This window comes from Mesoflavibacter zeaxanthinifaciens subsp. sabulilitoris (assembly GCF_014191595.1).
GTDB classification, from domain to species: domain Bacteria; phylum Bacteroidota; class Bacteroidia; order Flavobacteriales; family Flavobacteriaceae; genus Mesoflavibacter; species Mesoflavibacter zeaxanthinifaciens.
Window position 1 is genome coordinate 40,593 of record NZ_JACHWV010000009.1, and the last position, 21,173, is coordinate 61,765.

The window sequence follows — 21,173 nt, forward strand, 5'->3', positions numbered from 1 at the left end:
CTTAAGCTGTTTTCTTCTTACGTTTTCTAAATTTATTAAAAGCAAAAATACCAGCTAATACCACTAAAAATGGAATAAAATACGATGTTGGTTTACCTTCGCCACCAACGGTAGTAAATAATCTACTCCAACGTATTTTGTCTAATCCTTTACCGTTACTATCCCAACTCATCCAAACAAAAACAGGTTTTCCAACCACGTGGTCAAATGGCACATATCCCCACATTCTTGCATCCTGACTATTATGTCTGTTGTCACCCATCATCCAATAATAATCTTGTTTGAAAGTATAGGTATTTGCAACTTCACCATTAATTAAAATTTGATTACCTTTTACATCTACAGTATTCCCTTCATAAGCAGTAATTATGCGCTTGTAAAGCGGTAAAACCTCTAAATTTAAGTCGACTGTCTTTCCTGCTTGTGGAATATATATTGGACCAAATTCATCTTTATTCCAACTATATTCTGGCGTACGAGGGAAAATATCATTTTCCGGTTGTGTTGATAAATCTTTTTTAAGCGAAACTACATTAGGATTACTCTTAATTTTTGTAGCTAATTCTTCTGTAAGATTAATGTTTAATGCTTTATCAGAAAAATTAATTTTTAATTTATCATACATGTCTTGAGACACATTGCCTTTAAAAGCAACCATATCGCCATCATCCGAAACAACGGTTAAATTAATACCGTTTGCTTTGATGTATTGTTGAATTTTTTCATTCTCAAAAATTGATTTTTTAAGTTGAAATACTCTTGTGTACTCCGTAATTCCGTACTGGTCTAAAAATTCTTGAGAGACGTTATTCTTTAATATTACTGTATAAAAAAACTGAAGTTTAGCTCTGTCGGGTAATTCGTTTTTCTTTCCGTTAATGTACACATAACCTTCTTTGATAGATAAAGAGTCACCAGGTAATCCCACACAACGTTTTACATAATTGGTCTTTTTGTCTACAGGTTTGTATCTCACTTCTCCGTAAGGATTATTAATATCTACCAACGTATCTACAGGCCAATTAAAAACAACAATATCGTTACGTTCTATCTCTTCTAAAGCTGGTAACCTAAAATATGGTAATTGTGGTTTTTTGATATACGATGGAACCGTAGTTCCTGGAACAGCATCGTGTATCATTGGTACAGCAACTGTAGTTTGTGGTGTACGTGCACCGTAATTTACTTTACTAACAAATAAGAAATCACCAACCAATAAAGTTTTTTCTAAAGAAGAAGTTGGAATTACAAAAGGTTGAATAAAATAAGTGTGAACAATTGTAGCAGCAACAACTGCAAATAAAATAGAACTTACCCAATCACCAAGCTCGGTTAAAGGATGTAAGCTTCTATTTTCTCTGTATTTTAAATCTTTTGCCCCATAACTTAAATAGAAGTTATAAAATCCTAATAAAACAATAGCTAAAAAAGTATCTTGAGTGCTGTTTTTGTTAAAACTTCTTGCTGTTTCTACCCAAACTACCGGAAACAGAATAAGATTTACTATTGGTAAAAATAAAAGGATTGTCCACCACCAAGGTCTGTTTATAATCTTCATTAAGATAACAGCATTGTAAACAGGTACAAATGCTTCCCATGCTTTTCTTCCTGCTTTTATATATAACTTCCAAGTAGCTAAACCGTGTAAAAGTTGAATGATAAAGAAAAATATAATCCACTGATTTCCACTCATAATAAAATATCTGATTTGTTAGTTTATCTTGTTTTACAAATGTTGTTAAATATATTAAAGTTACCCAATATTTAACACATCTTTCATAGTAAAAACACCTGTTTTGCCAATAATCCACTCGGCAGCGATAACAGCACCTAAAGCAAAACCTTGTCTGCTGTGTGCTTCGTGTTCAATTTTTATGGTGTCAATATCACTTTTATAAGTAATAATGTGTGTACCAGGAACATCAGGAATACGTTTTGCAGTTATTGGAAGTATGTTTTCTGTACTTTCATCTAATTTCCAATTAGAATATTGACTGTGATTTTTTATTACGCCTTCTGCTAAAGTTATAGCAGTACCACTTGGTGCGTCTAATTTTTTTGTATGATGAATTTCTTCGATATCTACCTTGTAGTCATCTAGTTTAGTCATCATTTTTGCTAAAATTTCATTAAGTTCAAAAAAGATATTTACACCTAAACTAAAGTTTGAAGCATATATAAATGCACCTTTATTTTTTTCGCAAAGCGAAACAGCTTCATTATATTTATCTAACCAACCTGTTGTACCTGAGATTACAGGCACATCATTATTTAGACAGTTTGAAATATTATTAAAAGCAGCATTAGGAATACTAAAATCTATAGCAACATCTGCTTCTTTAATATTGTAACCTGTATTACTACTTGTTTTTATTACAATATCATGTCCTCGGCTTATGGCAATTTGCTCAATAGTTTGACCCATTCTACCATAGCCTAATAATGCGATTTTCATTTTTTATGTATTTAAATGAAACTAAAGTTAGCTTCAATTTATAAGAAGTTAAAATTTAAAGTTTAACGTTAAGCCTAAATCTCCTTGATTATCAATATCATTTAGTTTGTAATGAGGCTTTAAACTTAAGTTTTCGTCTATATTATATTGTAATAAATGAGCGTCTATATTAGCGTCTACAATATTTAGAGCATAAAGACCAAATGTAATTAATAAAGATAATTCTTTATTACGTCTAAATGTTTGTTGTGCATCTCTTAGCGCATCGTCAGTTAGTCTACCATAAAACTCGTCATCTGTAAAACCTGCAAGTCTTCTCTTGTAAGCATCTCTAACACGATTGTATTGTTTGTTATTATGATCGTAAAATAAAATACCCGTAGTTATTGCTCCTACAACAATAGGTACTTTCCAGTATTTACCATTATAAGCCTGACCTAAACCAGGTAAAATTGCAGAATAAAATGCAGCACGAGAAGGTGCTAAAGGGTCATATTCTCTTGGAAGCTTAACTTTTTTTACTTTACTAGAGTCTGCTAAAGCTATATCGTCCTTTTCCTTTAATCCTTTAGGTAATTTGTTGGTTTTTGTTGTGTCTGCTTTTTTATTGCTGTTATCTTCTTGTGCTTGAAGAAAACAGCAAAAAATAACACAAAGAAGTGTAATAATATATTGCTTATTTATCACCTTGGACTAGCTTTTTTATACGGTTAAAATCTTCTTCAGAATGAAAAGGAATTGTAATTTTTCCTTTACCATTGCTAGAGACTTTAACGTCAATTTTATGTCCAAAGTATTCTGAAAAAGCAGTGATGCCTTTTTTAACATATTTTGGTAATTCTTCTTTTGTAGATTTTGCAGGAACTTTTACTTCGCTAGTTTGATTATAATTACGAACTAAATTTTCGGTTTGTCTTACAGAAAGTTTGTCACTTAAAATCTTTTCGTAGATTTCAAGTTGAATATTTTGATCTTCAATATTTATAATAGCACGTCCATGTCCCATAGATAAAAATCCGTCGCGCATACCTGTTTGGATAATCGGATCTAACTTTAAAAGACGTAAGTAATTAGCAATGGTGCTTCGTTTTTTTCCTACACGTTCACTCATTTGTTCTTGTGTAAGGTTAATTTCGTCTATTAAACGTTGATAGGATAAAGCAATTTCTATTGGGTCTAAGTCCTGACGTTGGATGTTTTCTACCAATGCCATTTCTAGACTTTCTTGATCGTTAGCTATTCTTATGTAAGCAGGTACAGTTTCTAAACCAACTAATTTTGATGCTCTAAAACGTCTTTCACCAGAAACTAACTGATATTTTTCAAAGCCTAATTTTCTTACCGTGATTGGCTGTATTACACCTAATTCTCTAATAGACGAGGCTAATTCACGCAGCGATTCTTCATTAAAATTAGTTCGTGGTTGAAATGGATTCATTTCAATTTGGTCTAATTCTAACTCTACAATATTACCTATAACTTTGTCTGCGTTTTTGTCTTTTGCAGATTGAATATCGTTTTCTGGATCTTTCAGTAATGCTGAAAGTCCGCGTCCTAAAGCCTGTTTCTTAGTTGCTTTCGCCATAAATTAGGAGTTTTTTGTAATAATTTCTTTAGCTAAACTTAGGTAATTGCTAGCACCTTTACTTGATGCGTCGTAATTAATAATGTTTTCACCATAACTCGGTGCTTCACTAAGTTTGACATTTCGCTGAATAATGGTACTAAATACCATGTCGTTAAAGTGTTTTTGGACTTCGTCTACTACTTGATTAGATAGTCTTAAACGCGAATCGTACATGGTTAACAATAAACCTTCTATGTCTAGATTTTTGTTATGTATTTTCTGTACACTTTTAATAGTGTTTAATAATTTTCCTAAACCTTCTAGTGCAAAATATTCGCACTGAATTGGAATAATTACTGCATCTGCAGCAGTTAGCGCATTAAGGGTTAATAGTCCTAAAGAAGGAGCGCAATCTATTAGTATATAATCATATTGGTCCTTTATCTCTTCAAGAGCTTTCTTAAGCATATATTCACGCTGGTCTTTATCTACTAATTCAATTTCGATAGCAACAAGGTCAATATGAGCTGGTATTATATCTAAGTTTGGAGTTTCTGTAGGTATTGCAGCTTCTTTTGCTGTATTTGTGTGTTCTAAAATTTGATATGTACCAATTTCTACAGACTCTACATCTATCCCTAATCCAGATGTGGCATTAGCTTGTGGATCTGCATCTATAAGTAAAACTTTTTTTTCTAAAACACCTAAAGAGGCGGCTAAGTTTACAGAGGTAGTTGTCTTACCAACACCACCTTTTTGATTGGCAATTGCTATAATTTTACCCATTAATCAATTTGGTTTTTGTAACGGTAAAAATACAATTATTTATGAGGAATAAAAACCTTTGTTAATAACATAAATAAAAAAATGAGGTTGTAAATTTAACATTGCAACCTCATTTTTATTAATGTTTGACTTGATTATTTTTCTGGATTGTGGATCCCTAAAATATAACCTTTTGTTAGATATTTTTTAGCAACATTTTGTATGTCAGATTTACTAAGATTAGTTACAGTTTTTTCATACTCTAAGATTTTATTAGCATCTTTATCTTCATAATCTGCATTTTTTAGAAGTCTTAACCAGAATCTGTTTTCTTTTAGATCTTCTTTTCTTTCTAATAGCTGCGCTTCTTTTACTTTGGCTAAGTCTTCTTCTGTAGGTCCGTTAGCTACAATTTTTTCAACTTCGGCAATAGCTGCATTTTTAAGCTTTTCTACATTTTCTGGTCCACAAGGAAAACTAATACTAAAGCTATACCAGCCGTAAGGAATTTTGTTAATATTTCCTCTAGCTCCAACACCATAAACACCGCCTTCTTCTTCACGTAGTTTTTCGATTAGTTTTATGGTTAAAATTTCACCTAAACTACTTAATGCATAGTCTTCTTTTTCATCATAAGTTGTTTCACCTTGATACACGATTCTAACAGAACTTTTTGGATCTGTACCTTTTTCTACAATTTTAGTATGCGATCCACTAAGTGGTCTAAAATTTGTTTTTTTGTAAGTCTCTTCTTTACCTGTTGATGGTAAGTTAGCTAAATATTTTTCTGAGTATTCCTTTATTTTGTTCTCATCAATATTACCTACAAAGTAAAAATTGAAATCTCCTGCGTTTGCAAAACGTTCTTTATATTTTTGATAAGCTAAGTCATAATTAGCTTGATCTAATTTTTCTGGCGTTGGGAAACCAGAATATCTTGGGTTTGCACCGTATACAAATTTTGAATATTGATCTTGAAAATAGAATTGTGGACTTGATAACATATTGCCAATAAAGGCTTTTTGTTTGTTTATGTAAGAAGCAAAAGCTTTTTCGTCTTTATTTAATGCTGTAAAATATAAATGTGTTAGCTGAAACAATTCTTCAAAATCTTTTGGTGTTGAAGATCCTGATATTTCTTCCGTAATACCGCCAACTCTTGGTCTTACACTAACAATTTTTCCTGACATCATTTTTCCTAAATCTACTTTGCTAAATCCATTAACGCCAGCATCTGTTAATCCATTGTTAGCAAATACTGTTTCTAAGTAATCTTCATCAGAATATAATGAGCTACCACCAAAACTGAAGGCATCAAATAAAATTTCGTCGTTTTTAAAGTCTGTTTTTTTGTAAGTAACCGTTGCGCCGTTACTTAAGGTTAGGGTAGTGGTACCTAATTTGTTATTTTGTGTTTCTTTTACAATAGAACCTTTTGGAGGTAAATTTGTAATTAAAGAAGAAGCTACTTCTTTGTCTTCGTAAGGTTTTATGTCTTCGTTTTTAACGGTTTCTAATAAATCTCTTACTTCTTTTTCTGTTACTTTTTTAATATCTTCTTTATCTGGACCTGTTAAAACTACAACTCTGTTTGTGTCTTTTATATAGTCAGAAATTAATTGATTTACTTCATCTAGTTTTATTGTAGGTAGTTGTTCTTTATGAAAGTTGTATTCCCATTCTATACCTGGCATTGGCTCGTTAACCAAAAAGTTTCTTATGTATTCTCCTAAAACTCTGTTAGACTCAGTTTTATCTTTGTCTTTAAAAGATTTTTCTAATCTAGCGATTAAATCTTTTTTGGCTCTTTCAAATTCACCTTGGCCAAAGCCGTATTTTTTTACTCTTTCGTTTTCTTCAAGTAATACTTTTAATGCTTTTAATTGTCCATCTGGACTTGTCATAGCAAAAGATTGATAAGCGTCTTTAGTGTCTGCCCATGTACCTCCATGAAAAGAATACCCGTAAACAAATGGTGGATTTTCACTATTTCTAAGTTCGTCTAAACGATTATTTATCATTTGAGAAAAAAGTGATTCTACAATAGAGTGTCTAAACTCTTCTAATGTTTCGTCTTCTTTACTGTTGCTTTCATCTTTAAAAAGCACTCTGACTTGAGAAAACGAAGCTTCTTTATCGGTCTCTATCGCTACAAAAGTTTCGTTATGATTTGGAACGTAAAAAATTTCTCTAGGCTTAGGTGATTTTGGATTTTCTATACCTCCAAAGTGTGATTTGATTTTCTTTTCTAAAGTTTCTACATCAATATCTCCTACTGCTATAACCGCCATTAAATCTGGTCTGTACCAATCTTTATAATAGCTTCTTAAGCTTTCGTAGTCAAAATTTTCAAGATTTTCTTTTGTTCCGATAGGTAACCTTTCTGCGTATTTAGAACCATACATTAATTTTGGTAGGTAGTTTTGCATCATTCTTTCATCAGCGCCTTGACCTAATCTAAATTCTTCTAAAACAACACCTCTTTCTTCATCAATATCTTTTTCTGTTAATAGTGCATTATGAGCCCAATCTTCTAATATTTGAAATCCTTTTTCTAATTTTTCAGGATCATCACTAGGTATTGGAAGCATGTAAACGGTTTCGTCAAAACTGGTGTATGCGTTTAAGTGAGCACCAAATTTTACACCTATACTTTGAAGGTAATCAACAAGTTCGTTTTTTTTAAAATTTTTGGTTCCGTTAAAGTTCATGTGCTCCATAAAATGAGCTAAACCTCTTTGGTCTTCATCTTCAAGAATAGAACCAGCTTTAACTACAAGTCTAAGTTCTACTTTGTTTTCTGGTTTACCGTTGTTTTTAATATAATAAGTTAAGCCGTTACTTAAAACTCCTTTTTTTACTTCTGGATTAAAAGGGATTTTTTCTGCAGAATTAAATGTTGTAGTTTGACTTGTTTTAAGTGATGTTTTAGTAACAGTTTGTCCATTTAATTTAATAGTACCTGTTAATACAAACAACACCATTGTAAAAATTGATAGTGATTTTTTCATTTTTTGGTTGTTTTTGATTAATAATTTGTAAAGAATGATTTATAAAAATATAATTAATGTTTGATTAAATGTTGAAATTTATGTTAAAATGAAAATCTATTCAATTTATTAACGTGAAGAATTTTAAATAATTATAAAAAAAAGAGCCACTTTTTTAGTGGCTCTTTTTTTTATAATTAATCTATCAAGATTTCTAAAATCTTAATAGCAGCATCACTTATTTTGGTTCCTGGTCCAAATACGGCGACAGCACCAGCATCGAATAAATATTGATAATCTTGTTTAGGGATAACGCCACCAACAATAACCATTATATCTTCGCGACCATATTTTTTTAGCTCTTCAATAACTTGCGGAACTAATGTTTTATGTCCTGCAGCCAAGCTAGATACTCCTAAAATATGCACATCATTTTCTACAGCTTGTTTTGCTGCTTCTTTAGGTGTTTGAAATAATGGTCCAATATCCACATCAAAACCAACATCTGCATAACCAGTAGCAACTACTTTTGCGCCACGATCATGACCATCTTGTCCCATTTTAGCAATCATAATACGAGGTCTTCTGCCTTCTTGCTCAGCAAATGTATCTGCTAGTTCTCTTGCTTTTTTAAAGCTACTGTCGTCTTTAATCTCTTTACTATACACACCTGAAAATGATTTTATATTTGCTTTATAACGTCCAAATACAGTTTCTAAAGCATCGCTAATTTCTCCTAATGTAGCTCTTTCTCTAGCAGCATTTACTGCTAAAGCTAATAAATTTCCTTGATTTGTTTTAGCTGCATTTGTTAAATTATTTAAAGCTTCTTTTACTTTTTCAGTATTACGAGTTGCTTTAATTTTATTAATGCTTTCTATTTGTTGTAGTCTTACCGTTTGGTTATCTACTTCTAAAATATGTAAAGGATCTTCTTGTTCTAATTGGTATTTGTTTACTCCAACTATTATGTCTTGACCAGAATCTATTCTTGCTTGTTTACGCGCAGCAGCTTCTTCAATACGAAGTTTTGGTATACCCGCTTCTATTGCTTTAGTCATTCCGCCAAGATCTTCTACTTCTTGTATTAAATCCCAAGCTTTTTCTGCAATATCATGAGTTAGTTTTTCAACATAATAACTACCTGCCCAAGGATCTACAGTTTTAGTGATATGTGTTTCTTCTTGTAAGAAAATCTGCGTGTTACGTGCAATTCTTGCAGAAAAATCTGTTGGTAACGCTATAGCCTCGTCTAATGCATTGGTATGCAAACTCTGTGTGCCACCAAAAGCAGCAGCAGCAGCTTCAATAGTTGTTCTTGCTACGTTATTAAATGGATCTTGCTCTGTAAGACTCCATCCACTTGTTTGACAATGTGTACGTAATGCTAAAGATTTTGCGTTTTTAGGGTTGAATTGTTTCACCAATTTAGCCCAAAGCATTCTTGCAGCTCTCATTTTAGCAATTTCCATAAAATGATTCATACCAATAGCCCAGAAGAAGGATAATCTTGGAGCAAAAGTATCTATATCCATTCCAGCATCTAATCCTTTTCGGATATATTCTAATCCATCTGCCAGCGTGTAAGCTAATTCGATATCGCAAGTCGCGCCAGCTTCTTGCATATGATAACCAGAAATACTAATACTATTGAACTTTGGCATATTCTGACTAGTATATTCAAAAATATCTGAAATGATTTTCATAGAAGGTGTTGGTGGGTAAATGTAAGTGTTACGCACCATAAATTCCTTTAGAATATCATTTTGAATGGTTCCTGCTAATTGTTCTGGTTTTACGCCTTGTTCTTCGGCAGCGACAATATAAAATGCCATGATTGGTAATACAGCACCATTCATGGTCATAGATACAGACATTTTATCTAACGGAATTTGGTCAAATAAAACCTTCATATCTTCAACACTATCAATAGCTACACCAGCTTTACCTACGTCTCCAACTACACGTTCGTGATCAGAATCGTAACCACGATGCGTTGCTAAATCGAAAGCAACTGAAAGACCTTTTTGACCAGCTTCAAGATTTCTTCTGTAAAATGCATTACTCTCTTCAGCGGTGCTAAAACCTGCGTATTGGCGTATGGTCCAAGGTCTGCGTACATACATTGTGCTGTATGGTCCGCGAAGATTTGGTGCTATTCCTGCAACAAAATTTAAGTGTTCTAAATCCTTAGTATCTGACTTAGCATAAGTAGATTTTACAGGAATGTCTTCTGCAGTATTAAATGTAGAAGTTTGTTGACCTACTGTTATGTTTTCTTGTGTTTTAAGCGTTATATGTTGAAGATTTTTTCTTGACATTATAATATCATTTTTTGTAAAAACGGATCAAAGTTAGCTTCAAAAGGTGTGCTTAATTGAATAAAAACCGTTTTGTTGTTGTAAGAAACTATATAAGTAGAATTGTAAAAGGTCGGATTGTCTATTGACTTAGTATCTTCTACTTTAAAAATCGATTTAAATATTTGTGGTCCAACAGAATTATCATATTTAGCAGTGACCTTTGTGTATTTTAAATCTAGATTGTTTTCATTTTCTCTATTTGACTGACTTATGATGCCCAACAAAAATTTTGCGTCTTGTCTTTGAAGCGGCATGTAAGGTAAAGTGTTAATTGTGTAAGTAGAGAATGTACTTTTATCAAAATAGATGTAAAAATTACCTTCTATTTCTCTTAATTGTTTTAGTCTGGCATATTCAAGTTTTAGACTATTCTTATCTGAAGAGATGCTGTCTAAAATTTTCTCAAATTCTACACCACTTTTCCTTTTAAAAACACTTGGTAAGTATATTCTAACAGGATCTTTATCTAGCTTATGGTAGCTGCCTTCTATAGTTTCTACATTAGAACTATCTACCATTAACCAGTTGCTTACCTCTGTAACATTGTTTATGCAAGAGGTAATTACTAGACTTATTAATATTAAATATGTTATTTTTTTTAAGTTCATATTAATGATTGTGCCCAGCGTGATCGTCTGCTTTTTTTACGTTATTTTTTTTAGGTAGATTAAGAGGTGTTTTATTAAAATCTATTTTGTTATTAGCTTCTTGTTTAGTGTCGTTAAATTCTAAATTAATTTTGGAGAAATCTAAATCAAACATCTTAGAGTAGTAATAATCTAAAGCTATAAAGGTTTGTAAATAAGCGTCTCTGGTGTAAGATATGTTACTTCTTAATGCAGGACCAAATAATTTGTAATTCATGCTATTGGTGCTTACAAGTGCGTTAAAAGTTGTTTTTAAACTTTGATCTTGCATGTTTTGAGATAAACATTTAACTAAATCGCTATTATAGTTTAAAGCTCCTTCTTGCCATAAATCTGATTTTGTTTTTAATACATCAAAAATAGCTTTTGTGTGCGAAGACATCATGTTCTCTGGTTTTACACGATTAGAAATAGCATTATTTACAAAAGCTCTGTATGCTCTTAATTTATTTTTACCGTTTGGGTCATATTGGTTTAAAATATCTTTTTCAAAGCTATATAACGCTTCTTTTAATAGCTTATCATTTGCAGGATCACAGCTAATAGTTTCTGGTTTTTCTGCATATTTATACTCTGCTAACGTTGCTTCGGTGTTATCTTGTTTGCAGCTAAAGTTTAATACGATAAAAAATACAAATACAGTTTTTAAAATACGTGTGTTCATGTTTTTTTAGTTTTGTTGTTTATTCTTCGGTTTTTAATCGTTCTTGTTCTAGTTTTTCTGCTAAACGCTTTTCAATTATAGGTTCTATTAAAGTCTTAACAGGATTGGTTTTTACAAAAGGAAATAACTCTAAATCGTTTTTCATTTTATCTTCTTTATTAGGATGTTTATTGGTACCTAAAAGAATGATTTTTTGTTCATCAAATTGCTGTTGTTCTTTTGCGGCACTTTCTTTTATTTTTTTCTGAATAGTGCCTTCTTTTAATTGCTTTAATAATCCTCCGTTAGCTTCAATATCTTTAAAAAGATCTAGACTGTTTTCTGCAAGTTGATTTGTTAAACTTTCTATGTAGTAACTACCATCTGATGGGTTGTTAACAGCATTAAAATAGCTTTCGTTTTTTAATACTAATAATTGGTTTCGTGCTATTCTTTCTCCAAAAGCGTTGTCTTTATGGTAAATTGCATCATACGGTAAATTAAAAATAGTATTAGCACCGCCAAGGACAGCACTCATGCATTCTGTTGTTGTACGAAGCATGTTTGTATTATAATCGTAAATAGTTTTGTTTCTTTTTGAAGGAATTGCGTTTATAACGCATGTTGCAGAGATATTATATTCTGAAGCAATACTGTCAAATAAAGCTCTAAGCGCTCTTAATTTTGCAATTTCGAAAAAATAATTTGTACCAACAGCAACATTAAAAACTACCTTTTTTATGGTTGAAACATCTACGATATTAAAATATTCATTAGCATGTAAAACAGTGTAAGCTATTTGTTGTACGTTATTTGCACCAGCGTTTTGATAGGTTGTAGCATCTATAGTTAAACAGCCTGTATGTGCTACTGTATCTTTAATGGCTGCAAGATCTTTGTCAAGATTAGAAAACCAATTACCAGTTTTTACTAATTGATGAATTGGATCTACTTGAATACTTATATTTTGATCAATATTTGAAATCCTGTTTTGGTCTAAAAACAATAACTCTAATTGAATGTTTGTAGCGTTTAAATCAATATTATTGATTAATTCTGAAATTGAAACTTTATTATTAGGAATAATAAATTTTATAGTTTCTGTGCCTTTTTCAATTGCATTTATTGCTTTTTTATTAGCTACATTTGCATTTTGAGCAAATATAATTTGACCAATAGACCAAGTTTGTGGTTTTATGTATAAAGTGTTTTCTAAAGTGTCTTGATGGTAAAATGGTTTTACATTTATACCATCGTTAGTTTGCCAAACTAAAGTGTCATTATAGTCTGCTCCTTTTAAGTCTACCTGTATTTTTTGTTTCCAAGCTTTTGCAGAAACAGGTTCAAAATCTGAAAATAGTTTTTTACTCATCTTCTTTAGTTTTTAGGCTGTCTTGATATTCTATTATATAAATATCTTCATTGTCTCGTTTCATGTAATATTGTTCTCGTGCAAAGGTTTCTATGCCTTCTTCACGACTCAATTCTTCTATAGCTTTTTTGTCTTTTTGTATTTCTTTTTTGTAGTATTCTTTTTCTGTTTCTAGATCATCAATTTCAGAATTATATTGACTGTGTATAATTAACGAATTGGTGTCAAAAAACACCATCCATATTACAAAAACAACAAGTGTTAAAATGTATATGTTTTTTAAGTATTTCAAACTAAGCGTTCGTTAATTATTGTTTTTACTATGTCTACTGCAACTGTATTATATCTGTTATTAGGTATAATAATATCTGCATACTCTTTCATTGGTTCTATAAATTGTTGATGCATTGGTTTTAACGTGTTTTGGTAACGTGATAATACTTCGTCTATATCACGACCACGATCTTTTATATCTCTTTTTAGTCGTCTTATTAAACGCTCGTCACTATCTGCATGAACAAATATTTTGATATCAAAATGCTCTCTAATTTCTGGATGAGAAAGGATTAAAATTCCTTCAACAATCATTACTTTACGAGGTTTTGTTACAATAACATCGCCTGTACGATTATGTTTTATAAAAGAATATACGGGTTGGTTTATGGCATTACCAGCTCTTAATTCTTTTAAGTGTTGCTCTAAAAGTTCAAAATCTATTGATCGTGGATGATCAAAATTAATTTTAACACGTTCGTCAAAAGATAGGTGAGTAGTGTCTTTGTAATATGAGTCTTGAGATATTACACCTACTTCGCCTTCTGGTAATTCATTTAATATTTGATTAACAACTGTTGTTTTACCGCAGCCTGTTCCGCCAGCAATTCCTATAATTAGCATTGTTTTTATTTAATTTTAAGGTTCAAATTTAAGAATTTACAACCTTATTTAAGTAGTATTTTAGAAACTTCTTTACTTGTAATTAAAGTGTCACTATTGTTGCCCCAATTATTTAAAATATAGTTAGTCACATCTGCTACTTCTTGGTTATTTAAACCCATTGGAGTCATAACGTTATTGTAGGTTTTTCCATTTACAGTAATTTTACCTTTCATACCGTTTTTTATTCCTATTATACTAGCTTCTAAATTGTTTTCTAAATAATCAGAATTTGCTAATGGCGGATATGCGCCTTCAATCCCTTCTCCATTAGCCATATGACAGTTTATACAGAAATTTTGATATACTTTTTCTCCTTGGGCAATAGAAGATTTTAATTCTGGGTTAGCTTTTTTGTCTGAAGATTTGCAGCTTATTATTAATATTGAAGCAATTAGAATTAGTCCTATTTTTTTCATTCTTTATCTCTTTTTAATTTTACAATACCTAAGTTTTCTATGCCAACATAGATATAACCATCTGGACCTTGTTCTACTGATCTTACACGACCTAAACCATCTAAAAGACGTTGCTCTTTAATGACTTTTCCTTTTTGAAGTGTACATAAATCTAAATACTGAAATTTAAGTGAGCCGACTAACAAACTGCCTTTCCAATCTCCATATTTATCACTATTAATAAATGACATACCAGAAGGAGCAATGGATGGATCCCAATAATGTAAAGGTTGTTGCATGCCTTCTTTTTTGGTTTGGTCTGTAATTGTTGTTCCAGAATAGTTGATACCGTAAGTAATAACTGGCCAGCCGTAATTGGCACCTTTTTTAATGATATTAATCTCGTCACCACCGCGTGGTCCATGTTCATGAGACCAAATTTCGTTAGTAAAAGGGTTAATTTTTAAGCCTTGAGGATTACGGTGTCCGTAGGACCAAATAGCGGTTTTAGCATTTTTAGTATCAACAAAAGGATTATCTTTAGGTATACTTCCGTCGTCATTTAACCTATAAATTTTACCGCCATCTCTAGTTAAATCTTGAGGATTGATATCTCTTTCTCCGCGCTCTCCGATGCTAAAAAATAAGTAGCCATCTTTAAAGACAATTCTAGATCCAAAATGTTGTCCTTTTGTAGTATTTGGTACAGCTTTATAAAGTATTTCTTTATTAATTAAACTGTCGTTTTTAATTTTTGCACGCATTATTGAGGTGTTTCCTCCATTTTCGTCACCATCAGAAGAAGCAAAAGAAAAATAAATCCATCCGTTATTTTTATAATTAGGATGTAGCTCAATATCTAACAATCCACCTTGACCTCTTAAATATACTTTTGGTGGATTTTTAATTTCAGTCTTCTTATTGTTTTTAAAATGAATGATTCGACCATCTTTTTCATTAATTAGTATTGACCCATCAGTAAGAAAAGTAAATCCCCATGGGTTATTTAGGTCTTTTACAATTACCTCATATGAATGTTTTGTGTTTATAGGGTTTTTGTCTTGTGCACAAGCAAAAAAGGAGGCTATAATTATTATAATAAATGGACCGAATTTGAATTTCATTTTCATTTTTTTTATGAATTTACAATTTAATAATAAAAAATGTTTTTAAATTGATGAAAACTACTATATTTGCACCCTCAAAACAAAATTTATGTTTTGAAAAGATAACCATTTTCGGGGTGTAGCGTAGCCCGGTTATCGCGCCGCGTTTGGGACGCGGAGGTCGCAGGTTCGAATCCTGCCACCCCGACAAAAACTAAAGCCTGAATATAAATATTCAGGCTTTTTTTATTTTAAATTCCCCTTGATGTGTTTTAAAAATAAAAAACAACATTAATGCATCCATTAATTTTATAGATGGATCTCAAATTTATTAATTACATTATTAAATTGTTGTAGTAAATAGTCATTTCTTCTTACATGACTAGTTGGTATAGATTATATTTATTCATAATTGATTTTGTTGAAATACGATTTAAAAGATTTAAATCACTGGATGGAAAAGCAAGTATATCTTAATATAGGTAGCTTTTTGTTGGGTGTTGCAACTTTAGGAATTGATACCACACCAATGGAAGGTATTGATGTAAAAGAATTAGATGAAGAATTTGGTTTAAGAGAAAAAGGTTACACAGCTTTAGTAGCTGTTTCTATAGGCTACAGAGCAGAATCTGACTTTAATTCTACAGATAAAACACCAACATCTAGATTGCCAGAAAGTGAAATTTTCATTGAAATATAAATCATATTAAAACCATAGTGATGAAAAAAATTATAATGGTTGTTTTGTTGTTCTTAGCTATTGGAGTAAATGCTCAAACACCAACAACAGATTCTAGAAAATCTCAAAACGAAGTCGTTACTGCAGACAACGTAGAATGGGGATGTTTAAATCCATTGCGTGGCGATGTAAAATTAAAAACTTAAGCCCAAATTTTAGAGCTGTGGTTATTTCTGGTAAAGAAACTCATCAATTTTCTAAAAAAGATGACGTAAACGTTTTGGAACCAGGCTCTTATTTTGGTGCAGAAGAAAAAGCTTCACCACGTTTAGAAACTGATGTTGAAACAGTCATTTACATTCGTTCCAATGGTAAATTCAAAATAAAATAATCCCTATAGTTTAGTTAATCATTTGATTGTAAAAAGCCACCAGATGTAAAAAGCATTATGTGTGGCTTTTTTTATAATATTACCAAATTAATATGATGTCAGAACGTCATAAAAACTAATCAGGCACATATTTTGACAACGATAAAGCAAGTTACAATAATGCGCATCCTGATGCATACGATGAAGACAAAATAAAATTATTACTAACTTTAACGGAAAGCATAATTAGCAACTAAAGTTTAAAAGTCAATCAAAATAGCCAATGAAAAAAGTACTCATTCTTTTCGCACATCCCAAATTTGAAAAATCAAGAGTCAATGCAACACTCATCGACCGATTAAAAGATAAAGTGCACGTAACATTTCACGATTTGTATGAGCATTATCCTAACTTTCATATTAATGTGCAGCAAGAACAAGAGTTATTACTTCAACACGATATTGTTATTTGGCATCATCCGCTGTATTGGTACAGTAGTCCTGCCATTTTAAAGCAATGGAAAGATTTAGTTCTAGAATTTAATTGGGCATACGGTCCACACGGAAAAGTATTGCAAAATAAAACCGTTTTTAATGTTATTACTACTGGTGGATCTCGCGAAGTGTATTGTACAGAAGGCTATAATACCTATACAATCAATGAGTTTTTAAGACCTTTTGAACAAACCGCTACATTGTGTGGTATGAATTATTTACCACCTTTTGCTGTTATGGGAACGCACCATTTATCTGAAGAAGATTTATTAGGTTATGCCAACCAGTACGAACAATTAATAGATTTGCTACAAGGTGATTTTAATGCAACCCAGCTATCCAATTGTTTTTTCTTAAACGATTTAGAAATTTTAACCGCGTAACATATGTCTGGAAGTTTATTATTTGAAGCGATTGTTTTTCTAGCTGGTGCCATTATTTGTGTATCAATAGCAAAGCGATTAGGATTAAGCTCAGTCATTGGATATTTATTAGCTGGTGTTCTTATTGGTCCTTATGTGTTCGGGTTTATTGGTGAAGAAGGTGAAGATATTTTACACTTTGCAGAGTTTGGCGTTGTAGTAATGCTGTTTTTAATTGGTCTAGAAATTGAACCAAAAAATTTCTGGAACATGCGAAAATCCATTCTTGGTATGGGCGGCATACAAGTGGCATTAACTATTGGTTTAACCTATGTATTGTTCGCTTTTTTAGGATATGAATGGCAAGTAGCTTTAGCTATAGGTATGGCTGTAGCACTGTCATCTACAGCAATAGCGTTACAAACTATAAAGGAAAAAGGATTAATGAAGACAACTTTTGGTTCAAGTTCATTTTCTATATTATTATTTCAAGATATTATTGTGATATTTATGATTGGTGTTTTGCCGTTATTAAGTAATAGCAATAAGCATGCTGATGGTTATGGAGGTCACTCTTCATCTACATTAATAGAAAGCTTACCAATTGGTTTACAAACTTTAGCCATTATTTTATCTGTAGTTGTTATTGTATTAGCTGGTCGTCTTATAGTGGTTCCAATGCTACGCAAAGTAGCACAAACAGGTGTTAGAGAGTTGTTAATTGCAGCTGCGTTTTTAATTGTTTTCGGAATTTCATACTTAATGGAATTTGTAGGCTTAAGCCCTGCATTAGGTGCCTTTTTAGGTGGTGTGGTATTATCAACAAGTGAATTTAAACACGAGTTAGAAAGCACGCTGGAACCTTTTAAAAACTTACTACTCGGACTCTTTTTTATGGCGGTTGGTGCCTCTATTAATTTTGTAGTTATTGCGAACAGTCCGTTAACAATTGGTGGTATTTTAATCGCTATTATTGCTATAAAAGCATTGGTACTTTTCATTACTGGGCGTATTTTCAAATTAAAACTCGATCAAAATGTGCTGTTAACTTTTAGTTTAGCTCAAGTAGGTGAGTTTGCATTTGTATTGTTATCGTTCGCCTTTCAACTTAATATTTTAGAACAAGAACAGATGGATATGATGCTAGTAATTACAGCAGTGTCTATGTCATTAACACCGATTTTAGCAGTAATCAATGAGCGACTAATTCTTCCGAAAATAGGTACTAAAGAATCTATAAAACGACCAATGGATCATATTGCTAAATCACAAAAAGTAATTTTAGTTGGTTTTGGACATTTTGGTAGTACGGTTGGCCGATTTTTGCGTTCTCATGGGGTAGAAGCTACCATTTTAGATTTCGATTCTAACCGTGTCGATTTCCTTCGTAAAATGGGATTTGAAGTGTATTATGGCGATGCCACACGCGAAGATTTGTTAGAATCCGCTGGAATTGCCGAAGCTAAATTGCTTATTTGTGCCACAAACAAAGTTTCTGTAGCCAAAGCCATTAGTAAAATTGTAAAAGAAAAATATCCGCATGTTGAGATGCTGGTTCGTACTAAAAACCGTTACGATGCTTACGAGTTATTAAATCTTGATGTAACTAATATTTACCGTGAAACTTTAGATACATCTTTAGCGTTGGCGAGTGATGCACTTAATAAATTAGGCTTTAGAAAATATACTTTAAACCGTCAAGTGCAGAATTTTATTAAGTATGATGAAGCCAGTTTAAGACGGTTAGCTTCTGAGCCTAAACGGGAAGAAGACTATGTATTTATGGCGAGAAAAGAAATAGAACAGCAAGAAAAATTGCTTGAAGATGACTTTAAACGTGGTATTGTTGCCTACGATAATCATTGGGATAGCGAACATATTAGAAAGCAATTAGAAAAATCTAATGAAGCCTAAACTTTTAAAATTTTTAAAACGAATGGTGTTAAGCATCGTAATAGTTGTTGCTGCAATCGCATTGGTTGTGGTGTTATTTGTACAATTTAGTCCTCAATTTGGCGGAAAAGCATCTAAAGAAGCAATTGAAAGTTATAAAACTTCAAAAAATTATAAGGATGGTGTGTTTAAAAACGCCAAGGATGTTAAACTCGATATGAGTTTAAAAGATATGGGTAAAGCGTTAATGAGCTTTTTTAAAAGTCAACCAAATACCAAACCAGAACACGATTTAACTTCAGTAAAAATCGATTCTTTAAATATTGCTAATTACAACGGTGATACACGCTTAGTTTGGTTTGGGCATTCAACATTTTTACTACAAATACAAGGTAAAACTATTTTAATAGACCCTATGTTAAGCAGCGTTCCTGCGCCACATCCAACTTTAGGAAGTAAGCGTTTTTCTCAAGAATTGCCAATTACAATTGAACAATTACCAAAAATCGATGCCGTACTAATTTCTCACGATCATTACGATCATTTAGATTACGAATCGATAAAGGCTTTAAAAGATAAAGTTGACCATTTTTATATGCCACTTGGTGTTAGTGCGCATTTGCTTGAATGGAACGTTGATAAAAGCAAAATTACAGAGCTTGACTGGTGGGAAGAAATCACATTTAATGATTTAAAATTAGTATGTACACCAGCGCAACATTTTTCTGGTCGCGGATTATCCGATAGGGCAAAAACATTATGGTCGTCATGGGTAATTCAGTCCAAAAATGACAATATTTTCTTTAGTGGCGATAGTGGTTATGCTAATCATTTTAAAGAAATTGGCGAGAAGTACGGTCCGTTTGACTTCGCTATGATAGAATGTGGTCAGTACAACGAAATGTGGCCAGACATACATATGTTTCCTGAAGAAACCGTTCAAGCAGGCTTGGATGTAAATGCGAAAAAAGTAATGCCAATACATTGGGGCGCATTTAAACTTGCAATGCATACCTGGACAGATCCTGTAGAGCGATTTATTATATCTGCAGAACAATCAAAATTAAACTTTATTGTACCCAAAATTGGACGAGTTATTTATACAAAAAATACTGATACGTCAGCAAATAAACCATTTTGGTTTCAAGTTAATCAATAGAGATTTGAGTATCTGTAGGCTTTGTAACAGAAATGAATTCAGTAAGTAAAAACAAAGCAACTATATGGCTTATTACTATAAGAGTTGTAAATATCTTATCATAATGTAAAAATTCATTAATCAAACTAAAAAACATTTGAAAGAAATAAGAAATACCTGCAATTAGTAAAATTAGTCCATTTTGGTATAATTGACTTAAATAAATAAGAGCTATAACTATAAAAAAAGCAGCAAAAAAAGACATTGTACAAAACGCAAAAAATACTTGGTTGTTGGGTAATGTTTCAATTAATAATCGAAGCACATAAAAAAACACATAAGCCACAAGCGCAACACTAATTAAAACAGAAGGCGTTAAAATTTTTTTTATTTTCTGCTCATGTAAATAACGTTTTAAAACAGCTAGATTACATAATAAAAACAATCCATTTAAAAGGGTTATGTAGATAAAATTGGTTTTAAAATTAGAAAAAATCAATACATCAGCAATTATAACACAAACTAAACTTAGTGCATAAAGCATGTGTGTTTTAGTGTTTTTAACAGAAATATATTTAATTAATAAACATATAACTGTTAAGGGTAAAGTGTAAATTAAAGAGTCTTTTTCTTTAAATAGACTTAAAAAAATAGAGGCCATAAAACAAACTATTATAAATACATTTATAATAGATATTTTGTTTAATATCTTTTGATTTAAAAAGCTCAAGGTTTTATATGTTAATGAAAAAAAATTTCCTAAACAATTTATTAAAGTCTACATTCATGTAAGTTACTAATGTTATTTAAAAAGATTAAGGTTTTCTTAAATAATTTTGCATAGAAACATTCTAAATTGCTATAAATTAAAGTGTTCAAGCTTTTTTGTAATCAAATTAAAGTTAAAATGTAAGATCTCTTAAGCCTGTTATAGTGTTTAGAATATGCAACTAAAATGATTATTTTTAACTAACTCCTAGAATAATTAATAAATA

Annotated in this window: 21 protein-coding genes and 1 tRNA gene; 7 read left to right on the forward strand and 15 right to left on the reverse strand. The window is 31.5% G+C overall.

Translation table 11 applies throughout. The features are described from left to right. Position 1: 1 nt before the first annotated feature. The 14 genes from lepB to FHS04_RS13415 form a co-directional block, all read right to left on the reverse strand. Complete coding sequence (gene lepB, locus FHS04_RS13350; RefSeq protein WP_106676073.1) at positions 2-1,693, reverse strand: signal peptidase I; 1,692 nt, start codon at positions 1,691-1,693, stop codon at positions 2-4. Between the two features lie 60 nt (positions 1,694-1,753). Beyond that, on the reverse strand, positions 1,754-2,455 hold the full coding sequence (gene dapB, locus FHS04_RS13355) for a 4-hydroxy-tetrahydrodipicolinate reductase (protein ID WP_106676075.1): 702 nt from the start codon (positions 2,453-2,455) through the stop codon (positions 1,754-1,756). 48 nt (positions 2,456-2,503) lie between these two features. Continuing rightward, positions 2,504-3,142, reverse strand: a complete 639-nt coding sequence (locus FHS04_RS13360) for a DUF5683 domain-containing protein (RefSeq protein ID WP_027880662.1) — start codon at positions 3,140-3,142, stop codon at positions 2,504-2,506. Further along, positions 3,132-4,040, reverse strand: coding sequence for a ParB/RepB/Spo0J family partition protein (locus FHS04_RS13365; RefSeq protein ID WP_106676077.1), 909 nt, complete (start codon positions 4,038-4,040; stop codon positions 3,132-3,134). Before FHS04_RS13365 ends, FHS04_RS13360 begins: the two co-directional genes overlap by 11 nt. Before the next feature lie 3 nt (positions 4,041-4,043). Then, positions 4,044-4,808, reverse strand: coding sequence for a ParA family protein (locus tag FHS04_RS13370; RefSeq protein ID WP_027880660.1), 765 nt, complete (start codon positions 4,806-4,808; stop codon positions 4,044-4,046). A 134-nt stretch (positions 4,809-4,942) separates the two neighbouring features. Beyond that, positions 4,943-7,798: a M16 family metallopeptidase gene (locus tag FHS04_RS13375; protein WP_106676079.1), complete on the reverse strand. Its 2,856-nt coding sequence runs from the start codon at positions 7,796-7,798 to the stop codon at positions 4,943-4,945. Between the two features lie 176 nt (positions 7,799-7,974). After that, a complete protein-coding gene (scpA, locus tag FHS04_RS13380; protein ID WP_106676081.1) occupies positions 7,975-10,098 on the reverse strand; it encodes a methylmalonyl-CoA mutase in 2,124 nt (707 codons plus the stop codon). Then, complete coding sequence (locus tag FHS04_RS13385; RefSeq protein WP_146131277.1) at positions 10,098-10,748, reverse strand: hypothetical protein; 651 nt, start codon at positions 10,746-10,748, stop codon at positions 10,098-10,100. Before FHS04_RS13385 ends, scpA begins: the two co-directional genes overlap by 1 nt. 1 nt (position 10,749) lies before the next feature. Next, positions 10,750-11,451 carry a hypothetical protein gene (locus FHS04_RS13390; protein ID WP_106676087.1) on the reverse strand — a complete coding sequence of 234 codons (702 nt, stop codon included), beginning with the start codon at positions 11,449-11,451 and terminating at the stop codon, positions 10,750-10,752. Positions 11,452-11,470: 19 nt separating this feature from the next. Beyond that, complete coding sequence (locus FHS04_RS13395; RefSeq protein WP_106676089.1) at positions 11,471-12,802, reverse strand: methylmalonyl-CoA mutase subunit beta; 1,332 nt, start codon at positions 12,800-12,802, stop codon at positions 11,471-11,473. Then, complete coding sequence (locus FHS04_RS13400) at positions 12,795-13,094, reverse strand: FtsB family cell division protein (protein ID WP_260156020.1); 300 nt, start codon at positions 13,092-13,094, stop codon at positions 12,795-12,797. The genes FHS04_RS13395 and FHS04_RS13400 overlap by 8 nt, the downstream gene beginning before the upstream one ends. Beyond that, positions 13,091-13,699 carry a uridine kinase gene (gene udk, locus FHS04_RS13405; RefSeq protein WP_106676094.1) on the reverse strand — a complete coding sequence of 203 codons (609 nt, stop codon included), beginning with the start codon at positions 13,697-13,699 and terminating at the stop codon, positions 13,091-13,093. The genes FHS04_RS13400 and udk overlap by 4 nt, the downstream gene beginning before the upstream one ends. 44 nt (positions 13,700-13,743) lie before the next feature. Further along, entirely contained in the window at positions 13,744-14,157 is a 414-nt protein-coding gene (locus FHS04_RS13410) for a c-type cytochrome (protein WP_106676096.1), read from the reverse strand. After that, positions 14,154-15,260: a PQQ-dependent sugar dehydrogenase gene (locus FHS04_RS13415; RefSeq protein ID WP_181256089.1), complete on the reverse strand. Its 1,107-nt coding sequence runs from the start codon at positions 15,258-15,260 to the stop codon at positions 14,154-14,156. Before FHS04_RS13415 ends, FHS04_RS13410 begins: the two co-directional genes overlap by 4 nt. A 115-nt stretch (positions 15,261-15,375) precedes the next feature. Here FHS04_RS13415 and FHS04_RS13420 point away from each other — a divergent pair. From FHS04_RS13420 to FHS04_RS13450, 7 genes are all read left to right on the forward strand, one after another. After that, positions 15,376-15,450 (forward strand) — tRNA-Pro (locus FHS04_RS13420). 213 nt (positions 15,451-15,663) lie between these two features. Then, positions 15,664-15,942 carry a nitroreductase family protein gene (locus FHS04_RS13425; protein ID WP_244906257.1) on the forward strand — a complete coding sequence of 93 codons (279 nt, stop codon included), beginning with the start codon at positions 15,664-15,666 and terminating at the stop codon, positions 15,940-15,942. Positions 15,943-15,962: 20 nt separating this feature from the next. Beyond that, positions 15,963-16,127 carry a hypothetical protein gene (locus FHS04_RS13430; protein ID WP_181256090.1) on the forward strand — a complete coding sequence of 55 codons (165 nt, stop codon included), beginning with the start codon at positions 15,963-15,965 and terminating at the stop codon, positions 16,125-16,127. Further along, positions 16,085-16,312 (forward strand): DUF4437 domain-containing protein, encoded by a 228-nt coding sequence (locus FHS04_RS13435; RefSeq protein ID WP_260156022.1) that lies wholly within the window; start codon positions 16,085-16,087, stop codon positions 16,310-16,312. The genes FHS04_RS13430 and FHS04_RS13435 overlap by 43 nt, the downstream gene beginning before the upstream one ends. A 262-nt stretch (positions 16,313-16,574) precedes the next feature. Continuing rightward, positions 16,575-17,168 carry an NAD(P)H-dependent oxidoreductase gene (locus tag FHS04_RS13440; protein WP_106676104.1) on the forward strand — a complete coding sequence of 198 codons (594 nt, stop codon included), beginning with the start codon at positions 16,575-16,577 and terminating at the stop codon, positions 17,166-17,168. Positions 17,169-17,171: 3 nt separating this feature from the next. Continuing rightward, positions 17,172-19,061: a monovalent cation:proton antiporter-2 (CPA2) family protein gene (locus FHS04_RS13445; protein WP_106676106.1), complete on the forward strand. Its 1,890-nt coding sequence runs from the start codon at positions 17,172-17,174 to the stop codon at positions 19,059-19,061. Then, positions 19,051-20,199 carry an MBL fold metallo-hydrolase gene (locus tag FHS04_RS13450; RefSeq protein ID WP_219885227.1) on the forward strand — a complete coding sequence of 383 codons (1,149 nt, stop codon included), beginning with the start codon at positions 19,051-19,053 and terminating at the stop codon, positions 20,197-20,199. Before FHS04_RS13445 ends, FHS04_RS13450 begins: the two co-directional genes overlap by 11 nt. Here the strand turns inward: FHS04_RS13450 and FHS04_RS13455 are convergent. Beyond that, positions 20,189-20,839: a hypothetical protein gene (locus FHS04_RS13455; RefSeq protein ID WP_106676110.1), complete on the reverse strand. Its 651-nt coding sequence runs from the start codon at positions 20,837-20,839 to the stop codon at positions 20,189-20,191. The genes FHS04_RS13450 and FHS04_RS13455 overlap by 11 nt on opposite strands. Positions 20,840-21,173 lie beyond the last annotated feature (334 nt).

Excerpts from the sequence above, each read along its gene's own strand:
- scpA (WP_106676081.1), bottom strand. The coding sequence starts at position 10,098 with ATGTCAAGAAAAAATCTTCAACATATAACGCTTAAAACACAAGAAAAC.
- FHS04_RS13375 (WP_106676079.1), bottom strand. The coding sequence starts at position 7,798 with ATGAAAAAATCACTATCAATTTTTACAATGGTGTTGTTTGTATTAACA.
- FHS04_RS13370 (WP_027880660.1), bottom strand. The coding sequence starts at position 4,808 with ATGGGTAAAATTATAGCAATTGCCAATCAAAAAGGTGGTGTTGGTAAG.
- FHS04_RS13445 (WP_106676106.1), top strand. The coding sequence starts at position 17,172 with ATGTCTGGAAGTTTATTATTTGAAGCGATTGTTTTTCTAGCTGGTGCC.
- FHS04_RS13415 (WP_181256089.1), bottom strand. The coding sequence starts at position 15,260 with ATGAAATTCAAATTCGGTCCATTTATTATAATAATTATAGCCTCCTTT.
- FHS04_RS13365 (WP_106676077.1), bottom strand. The coding sequence starts at position 4,040 with ATGGCGAAAGCAACTAAGAAACAGGCTTTAGGACGCGGACTTTCAGCA.
- FHS04_RS13430 (WP_181256090.1), top strand. The coding sequence starts at position 15,963 with ATGAAAAAAATTATAATGGTTGTTTTGTTGTTCTTAGCTATTGGAGTA.
- dapB (WP_106676075.1), bottom strand. The coding sequence starts at position 2,455 with ATGAAAATCGCATTATTAGGCTATGGTAGAATGGGTCAAACTATTGAG.
- FHS04_RS13435 (WP_260156022.1), top strand. The coding sequence starts at position 16,085 with ATGTTTAAATCCATTGCGTGGCGATGTAAAATTAAAAACTTAAGCCCA.
- FHS04_RS13385 (WP_146131277.1), bottom strand. The coding sequence starts at position 10,748 with ATGAACTTAAAAAAAATAACATATTTAATATTAATAAGTCTAGTAATT.
- FHS04_RS13390 (WP_106676087.1), bottom strand. The coding sequence starts at position 11,451 with ATGAACACACGTATTTTAAAAACTGTATTTGTATTTTTTATCGTATTA.
- FHS04_RS13395 (WP_106676089.1), bottom strand. The coding sequence starts at position 12,802 with ATGAGTAAAAAACTATTTTCAGATTTTGAACCTGTTTCTGCAAAAGCT.
- FHS04_RS13450 (WP_219885227.1), top strand. The coding sequence starts at position 19,051 with ATGAAGCCTAAACTTTTAAAATTTTTAAAACGAATGGTGTTAAGCATC.
- lepB (WP_106676073.1), bottom strand. The coding sequence starts at position 1,693 with ATGAGTGGAAATCAGTGGATTATATTTTTCTTTATCATTCAACTTTTA.
- FHS04_RS13440 (WP_106676104.1), top strand. The coding sequence starts at position 16,575 with ATGAAAAAAGTACTCATTCTTTTCGCACATCCCAAATTTGAAAAATCA.
- FHS04_RS13410 (WP_106676096.1), bottom strand. The coding sequence starts at position 14,157 with ATGAAAAAAATAGGACTAATTCTAATTGCTTCAATATTAATAATAAGC.
- udk (WP_106676094.1), bottom strand. The coding sequence starts at position 13,699 with ATGCTAATTATAGGAATTGCTGGCGGAACAGGCTGCGGTAAAACAACA.
- FHS04_RS13455 (WP_106676110.1), bottom strand. The coding sequence starts at position 20,839 with ATGGCCTCTATTTTTTTAAGTCTATTTAAAGAAAAAGACTCTTTAATT.